The organism is Meridianimarinicoccus roseus (genome assembly GCF_003172915.1).
Classification (GTDB): domain Bacteria; phylum Pseudomonadota; class Alphaproteobacteria; order Rhodobacterales; family Rhodobacteraceae; genus Meridianimarinicoccus; species Meridianimarinicoccus roseus.
Genome location: NZ_QGKU01000030.1, coordinates 118,258 through 124,991, shown reverse-complemented (window position 1 = coordinate 124,991; position 6,734 = coordinate 118,258). Strand labels below are relative to the sequence as shown.

Annotated in this window: 6 protein-coding genes; 3 read left to right on the top strand and 3 right to left on the bottom strand. The window is 66.2% G+C overall.

The window, feature by feature from the left end; genetic code table 11:
- Nucleotides 1-56 precede the first annotated feature (56 nt).
- A complete protein-coding gene (locus DKT77_RS08290) occupies nucleotides 57-1,253 on the bottom strand; it encodes an IS256 family transposase (protein ID WP_109809696.1) in 1,197 nt (398 codons plus the stop codon).
- Between DKT77_RS08290 and DKT77_RS08285 the strand changes: the two genes are divergently transcribed.
- Nucleotides 1,183-2,214, top strand: a complete 1,032-nt coding sequence (locus tag DKT77_RS08285) for an IS30 family transposase (protein ID WP_274520066.1) — start codon at nucleotides 1,183-1,185, stop codon at nucleotides 2,212-2,214. The genes DKT77_RS08290 and DKT77_RS08285 overlap by 71 nt on opposite strands.
- Nucleotides 2,215-2,260: 46 nt before the next feature.
- On the opposite strand, the gene DKT77_RS08280 is transcribed toward DKT77_RS08285, so the two are convergent.
- Both DKT77_RS08280 and DKT77_RS08275 read right to left on the bottom strand, forming a co-directional pair.
- A complete protein-coding gene (locus DKT77_RS08280) occupies nucleotides 2,261-3,274 on the bottom strand; it encodes a 5-oxoprolinase subunit C family protein (RefSeq protein ID WP_109811230.1) in 1,014 nt (337 codons plus the stop codon).
- Nucleotides 3,271-4,011: a 5-oxoprolinase subunit B family protein gene (locus DKT77_RS08275; RefSeq protein WP_109811229.1), complete on the bottom strand. Its 741-nt coding sequence runs from the start codon at nucleotides 4,009-4,011 to the stop codon at nucleotides 3,271-3,273. The genes DKT77_RS08280 and DKT77_RS08275 overlap by 4 nt, the downstream gene beginning before the upstream one ends.
- Nucleotides 4,012-4,166: 155 nt before the next feature.
- Here DKT77_RS08275 and DKT77_RS08270 point away from each other — a divergent pair, with 155 nt between their 5' ends.
- Both DKT77_RS08270 and DKT77_RS08265 read left to right on the top strand, forming a co-directional pair.
- Nucleotides 4,167-5,360 (top strand): oxidoreductase, encoded by a 1,194-nt coding sequence (locus tag DKT77_RS08270; protein ID WP_238547753.1) that lies wholly within the window; start codon nucleotides 4,167-4,169, stop codon nucleotides 5,358-5,360.
- 126 nt (nucleotides 5,361-5,486) lie between these two features.
- Entirely contained in the window at nucleotides 5,487-6,722 is a 1,236-nt protein-coding gene (locus tag DKT77_RS08265) for an aromatic ring-hydroxylating oxygenase subunit alpha (protein WP_109811228.1), read from the top strand.
- Nucleotides 6,723-6,734 lie beyond the last annotated feature (12 nt).

Here is a 6,734-nt window from a genome sequence, read left to right as displayed (position 1 = left end):
GGTAGTGCCCCGCGGCGTGGTGTAAGAGGGCCGGCCTTCGGAGAGGCTCGAGTTGGTCAGGTCGCCACGGCGGGCAGTCTGACGTTGTGAGTATCGGTGATGCGGGCCAGCGACTCCAGCCCCATGTAACGGCGCGCGACGGCCCACTCGTCGTTGGTTTCGATCATCAGCGCGCCGACCAGACGGATGATGGCCGCGTCGTTCGGAAAGATCCCGACGACATTGGAACGGCGCTTGATCTCCTTGTTGACGCGCTCAAGCGGGTTGGTCGAGCTGATCTGCGCCCAGTGCTCCCTGGGGAAGTCCATGTAGGCGAGCACGTCGTCGCGGGAGGCGTCCATCATGGCGCCGAGCCGGTCATTCTTCTCACGGAGGGCGTCGGCGATGGCGTCCCACTGGGTCTCCGCCTCGGCCTTGGTCTCCTGGGCGAAGATCGTCTTGAGCATTGCGGCCACGGCGGTGCGGCTCTTGGCCGGGGCATGGGCGAGCGCGTTTCTGAGCCAGTGCACGCGACACCGTTGGTGGGTCGCATCGAACACTCGGCGGGCTGCGGCCCTGAGCCCCTTGTGATCGTCGGCCACGACGAGCTTCACGCCGCGCAGGCCGCGATCGGCGAGAGAGCGCAGGAAGCCAGTCCAGAACGTCTCCGCCTCGGAGGGGCCGGTGGCGACGCCGAGCACCTCGCGTCGGCCGTCCCCGTTGACCGCCACCGCGATTATTACGGCACGGCTGATGATCCGGCCGTTCTCGCGCACCCGGATGTAGGTTGCATCGAGCCAGAGATAGGGCCAGGCGCCCTCGAGAGGCCGGGTGAGGAATGCCAGCACGCGCTCGTCGATCTCGGCGCAGAGCCGACTCACCTGGCTCTTAGACACGCCACTCCCGCCCATGGCACGCACCAGATCGTCCACGGCGCGCGTCGAGACGCCGTGCACATAGGCTTCCTGGATGACGGCCACGAGGGCCTTCTCCGCCGTCCTGCGCGGTTCGAGAAAGCTCGGGAAGTAGCTGCCCTTGCGCAGCTTCGGGATCGCCAGGTCGATCCGGCCGGCGCGGGTCTCCCAGCCTCTCTCGCGGTATCCATTGCGCTGCGTGGTGCGCGCCGGTGTGCGCGTTCCTTTTGGCGCGCCCGTCGCAGCCTCGACCTCCATCTCCATCAGCCGCTCGGCGGCATAGGCGAGCATGTCGCGGACGAGATCCTCGTCGGCGGACTTCTCCACCAGCTCCATCAGGGTCATTCTATCGTCGGTCATCGTCGTCTCCGGTTCGGTTCCAGGTTTCGCAACCCGAACCTTCTCCGAAGACCGGCGATGGCCGCCAGCGTCACCGCCGGCCGCGCGCTGCGCTNCGCCGGAGGCTCCGCGCGCGGCCTCCTCCTACACCACGTCCGGGGGCACTGCTGACATGTACGAGAAGCGGCGCGGCATTCATCGCAAGATGATCCTTCACCCTGAACTCAAGAAAGCCATCGAAGACCGTCTGAAGGCTGGCTGCTCGCCCGAACAAATCGCCGGTCGCATGCGGCTGGAGCGCCATCCGATCCGGGTGAGCCACGAGACGATCTACCGTTTTGCGTATTCCAAAGACGGTCGCGATGAGCGGGTCTACCGCCATCTCCCCGAACATCGCAGACGCCGCAGGCCACGGGGTTACCGCAGGCACAACCGAACCCACATCTTCGACAATCAAAGCCTGTCCCACAGGCCTGAGCGCATCTCGGAGCGCGCAGAGTTCGGCCACTGGGAGCGTGATCTGATGATGTTCCGCAAGGAGCGTGGAAAGGTGAACGTGACCTCTCTGTTTGAACGCGTTAGCCGATACGCGGTCGTGATGCGCAATGAAGATCGTCACTCCAAGCCCATCATGGAAGCTCTGATCCAGGGGCTCGCTCCCCTGCCCGCCGATGCGCGCCAGTCGATCACATTTGATCGCGGCACCAAGTTCCCGGCCTGGCGACACCTCAAAGCCGGGATCGGTGCCGATGCGTGGTTCTGCGATCCGCAAGCGCCCTACCAGAAAGGCACCGTCGAGAACACGAACACCAGGCTGCGGAAGTATCTCCCCAGATCAACCGAACCGACGGCGCTGACAAATCGATATTTGAGGTCGACTTGCCATCGCCTCAATTCAACGCCGCGCAAGTGTTTGGATTACTGGACACCGGCGGAAGTCTTCGGGGCCAAGCTCATGGAAATCCAGAACCTATTGGAATAAAACAACATATCAGGAACTGCACACCAGCGTGAGGTCACAGTGCCACTCAGCTAAGATCGTCCCCCGCGGTCACGCCGTCGACTAGCTGATAGGACAACAGGTCCGCAATCCCGGACGGATCGCGCACAATCGGTGCAACCGAGCGCGTCAGCGCTCCACAGGCCGCCTCGGCGGCGCGTTGGGCGCCAAGCGCCGTCTCACGGTCAACGAAGGCAAACCGCAGCGTGTCGCCCGGTCCGGCCTGCGCCACGCGCGGCAGATCGCATGGCAGAACCGTGCCAAGCCGCGGATATCCACCTGCGGTCTGGCAGTCCGGCATCAGCACGAACGGCGTGCCGTCGCCGGTGATCTGGATGTCGCCGGGCACGATGATGTCGGACAGAACGCTCAGTCCGCCCTCGGCGATGAAGCCCGCGCCGTCCTGCGCCAGCCGCGCCGCCTGACGGTTGCTGCGCGGATCGCGGCGGAACGTGGTTTCCTCGAAACGCTTCAGCATCCCGGCCGTGAACAGTCCGGTCTGTGGGCCACGAAGCACACGCAGCGCGCCGCCGCCAAAGCGGTCCAACGGGGCAAGGCCAAGACCCGCCCGTGACATCCCAGCGCCGCCCACCGCAAGCCGTGTGCCCGGCTCAAGCGGTGCGCCGACCCCGGCCACCGGGTTCATCGACCGCGAGCCTAGCAGCGTTGGCGACAGCAGCCCGCCACCGACAGAAACATACCCGTAATTGCCTCGTGTCGCCGGGCCGATCCGCAGCGTTTGACCGTCGCGTAGCGCGTGGCAGGCGTTCCATGCGGCGGGCGCACCGTCGATCTCGGCCCGCATCACGGCGCCGGTCAGCGCGACAACCAGATCACCCCGCGCGGTAACGGCGCCGCCCATGCCAGCCAGTTCCAGCGCGGCGTGTTCCGTCCCCTGCCCCAGAAGCGCCGCGCCCTCCGCCAGCGCGTGCCGGTCGGCTGCACCGCCGCGCGATAGCCCAAACGACAGGGTGCCGCTGCGCCCGGTATCCTGAACCGTCATATGCGGCCCGGTCTCGGTCAGGTCCAGCGCAGGGGTCATTCCAGTGCCTCGCAGCTTGCGCCGCCATCGCCGCCGAACGTCGGCAGGTCGCCGGGTGCGACGGCGGTAAAGCGCATCTCGTCGCCCGGGCGCAGCGGGAACGGTGCCTCGTCGCCGGGCCGAAAGCAGGAAAAGGCGGTCTGCCCGACCTGCCGCCAACCAGTCGGCGTCGCGGCGGTGAACAGCACCAGCTGGCGCACCGCCACCACAAGCGCACCCGCGGGGACCCGCGACGTCAGCGTTTTCTGGCGAGGGATGTCCCATTCCGGTGGCAGCATTCCCAGATAGGGCTGGCCCGGCGCGAAGCCCAGCGTCAGCACGCGCACTGGCGTCCGCGTCAGGAGCCGCACCGCCGCGTCAGGCGCAAGCCCCGCCTGCCCGGCCACGTCCTCCAGCTGCGGGCCGTGATCGCCGCCGAAGACGCAAGGCACGGTCCAGCGTCGCCGCCCTGCGGGCAGCTCGGCGGCGAACCAGTCGCGCTGCGCCAGCAGGCCCGACAGGCGCGCGCGCAGCGGTTCCGCGTCCGACGCCATCGGATCGAAGCGCACGAAGACCGACGCCAGCCCTAGCGCTGTTTCCTCTACCTCCGGCAGTTCCTCGGCATCGAGCGCGGCGCGGTACGCCAGCGCCGCGCGGTTGGCGGCATCGTCGGGCCGGTCGCCGAAACGCACCAGCCAGCCGCCAAGGCCAAGTGGCGCGATCAGCGGGAAATCCTTAAGGGGTTCGGGGTGCGGCACGACGGCTCCTTCCAAGTGAACGGACTGAACCAAACCGGGCAAGCCATTGCAACCGTTGTCGCGTTTGCGCTCGTGCTGGTCGCCATGCGGAAAATGCAGCGCGCGGCGTAGGTCCAAAGTCGCATAACCCGTTCGCCAACACGCCCGGATTCGCCATGCCCAAGGACCTGCCCGCTGATCCGCTGCTGCAACTCTACCGGCTCAAGCACCCGATCCTCAAGAACCGGATCAAGACCGCGGCGCACGGACCGGCCTATCCCGAAGGCGGGATGCCAAAGGACCGCTCCTGCGCCTGCCACGCGGAACGTGCCCGGGTCGGCATTCCACTGGTGATGACGGCGGCTCCGGCGACCGTGGCGTACGACAGCCCGCCGGTGTTCAACAACATCCTCACCACGAAGTACGGGGTCGTGCCGTGGGTTGGGCGTCCCGCCGATGCCCGCCAAAAGCATGGGTGCGCGATGATGGTTCATCTGACGCATCGTTCGCGCCGCAATCACCGGAAGACTCTTGACTGGCTGCCCGCCGTGTCGCCCGTCCACATGCGCTTGGCCGCGCACCGTACCTTTCAAAATAAGATCAAGGACTTGAGTGACACGTGCAGCATTCTCGGTTTCGCGGATTCTGCGGGATCGATGCGGGCGGCGGGGTTCGACGGGATCGAGTTGCAGGCCTGCGGCTACTTTACGGACCGGTTCTGGTGCGAACGCATAAACTGGCTCGACGGGCACCATGGCGGCAGTCTTGGCAGGCGGCTGCGCTTCGCTTTGGGCGCGATGCGAGAGCGCGTTGCGCCGGATTTCATGGTCGGGACCCACGACACAGCCGACAAGGCCCCCGAGGGAGGCATAACCCAAGCCGAGGGTCTGGAAATTTCACGCCAACTCGCCGCGTCGGGTCCAGTGGACTTCATGATCGCCGCCATCGGCGCCCATGTGGCGATCATGACACTCGACCGCAGCTTCGCGCCCGACTGGATGGCGATCGATGTTGTGCCCCACATGCGGGCGTCGCAATCGCGCGACGTGCGCGCCATCGTCACCTGCGGTTCACCGCGACGTCAATTGCCTGCGTGTGACCAGCGGCACCGACCACTCGAACGACACCGAAACCCGCGATTTCGACCAGGCCCTCGTCAGGCAAAGCACGCTGGCGTTGGACAATCCGTATTTCGACCTCGAGCCGCCGTCGCGCAAACTCGGTGCGGTGAACCCGCTGGCGCTTATCGACACGCGTCCGCAGCCGCATTGCATCAAACCAGGACGGCGCCTTCGCGCCTTGTCACATCGGCCGCGCGGTTTCGGCCCGCAACACCCATGCCTCGATCTAGATCGCGGTGCGCCCCTTGAAGGATATCTGGCGCGCATGACCCTTTCGGACCGCCCGATGCCGCTTTCAGTGCGGCGCGGGCGGCCGTCCCTCCCTAAACGGTTCTCCAGGTTACCGCCCGATCGCGGGCATTCAGGACAAGCAAGATGCTGAGCAACGCCGACGTTCTTTCCCTCCTCCTCACCCGCCAGCCGGGCTATTCGCTGCCGCAGCCGTTCTATACCGACCCCGATCTCTACCAGTCGGACCTGCGGCACATATGGTACCGCGACTGGCTGATGGCCGGAACCGTGGCCGAGTTTCCCAAGACCGGCAGCTTCACCACGCTGCAGATCGGCGATGCGGCGATCATCCTCGTGCGCGGCGCCGACGGGGTGATCCGCGGCTTTCACAACTCCTGCCGACATCGCGGCAGCCGCGTCTGTGCGGCCGAAAAGGGCACCGCGCCCAAGCTCGTATGTCCCTACCATCAGTGGACCTACGAACTTGACGGCCGACTGCTCTGGGCGCGGGAGATGGGCGATGATTTCGACCCGACCCAGCACGGGCTGAAACCGGTACACGTGGCGCAGGCGGCGGGCATGGTCTTCGTCTGCCTTGCCGACAGCGCGCCGGACTTCGCGCCGCTTCAGCGCGAGGCCGACCGCTATGCAGGACCGCACGCGCTGGCCGACCTGAAGGTCGCCTTCCAGTCCTCCATCACCGAAAAGGGCAACTGGAAGCTGGTGCTTGAAAACAACCGCGAATGTTATCACTGCTCCGGCTCGCACCCGTCGCTGTGCCGCACCTTCCCGGACGATCCCAACCTGGTGGGCGCCGATGACAGCACGACCTCGACCGTGGGCGCGCAGCACGTCGCGCGTTGCGAAGACGCGGGCCTGCCGTCGAAATACGTGATTGCGCCTTCCGAACAGTGGCGCTTCGTGCGTATCCCCTTCCTCGGCGCGGCCACCAGCTACACAATGGACGGCAAGGCCGCCGTCACCCGCCGCATCGGCACCGTGCCGTTCGACGACGCGGGCTCGTGCCTGTTCTTCCACTATCCGAACACGTGGAACCACTTCCTGTCCGACCACGTGCTGATCTTCCGGGTTCTGCCCGTCTCGGCGATGGAATCCCTCGTCACCACCACATGGCTGGTGCACAAGGACGCGCAGGAAGGCATCGACTACGACCTGAACCGCCTGACCGAGGTCTGGTTGCACACCAACGACGAAGACCGACGCATCGTCGAGGAGAATCAGGTCGGCATCCGCTCGCCCGGCTACACGCCCGGACCCTATTCGCGCGCACAGGAAGGCGGCGTGATCCAGTTTGTCGACTGGTATGCGCGCACGCTGCAATCGCGACTGACCGGGCGCGCCCTGATGGCGGCGGAATGACGCCATGATCCC

What these genes read in the sequence shown, in the direction of transcription:
- DKT77_RS08290 (WP_109809696.1), bottom strand. Translation starts at nt 1,253, where the DNA reads ATGACCGACGATAGAATGACCCTGATGGAGCTGGTGGAGAAGTCCGCC.
- DKT77_RS08280 (WP_109811230.1), bottom strand. Translation starts at nt 3,274, where the DNA reads ATGACCCCTGCGCTGGACCTGACCGAGACCGGGCCGCATATGACGGTT.
- DKT77_RS08270 (WP_238547753.1), top strand. Translation starts at nt 4,167, where the DNA reads ATGCCCAAGGACCTGCCCGCTGATCCGCTGCTGCAACTCTACCGGCTC.
- DKT77_RS08265 (WP_109811228.1), top strand. Translation starts at nt 5,487, where the DNA reads ATGCTGAGCAACGCCGACGTTCTTTCCCTCCTCCTCACCCGCCAGCCG.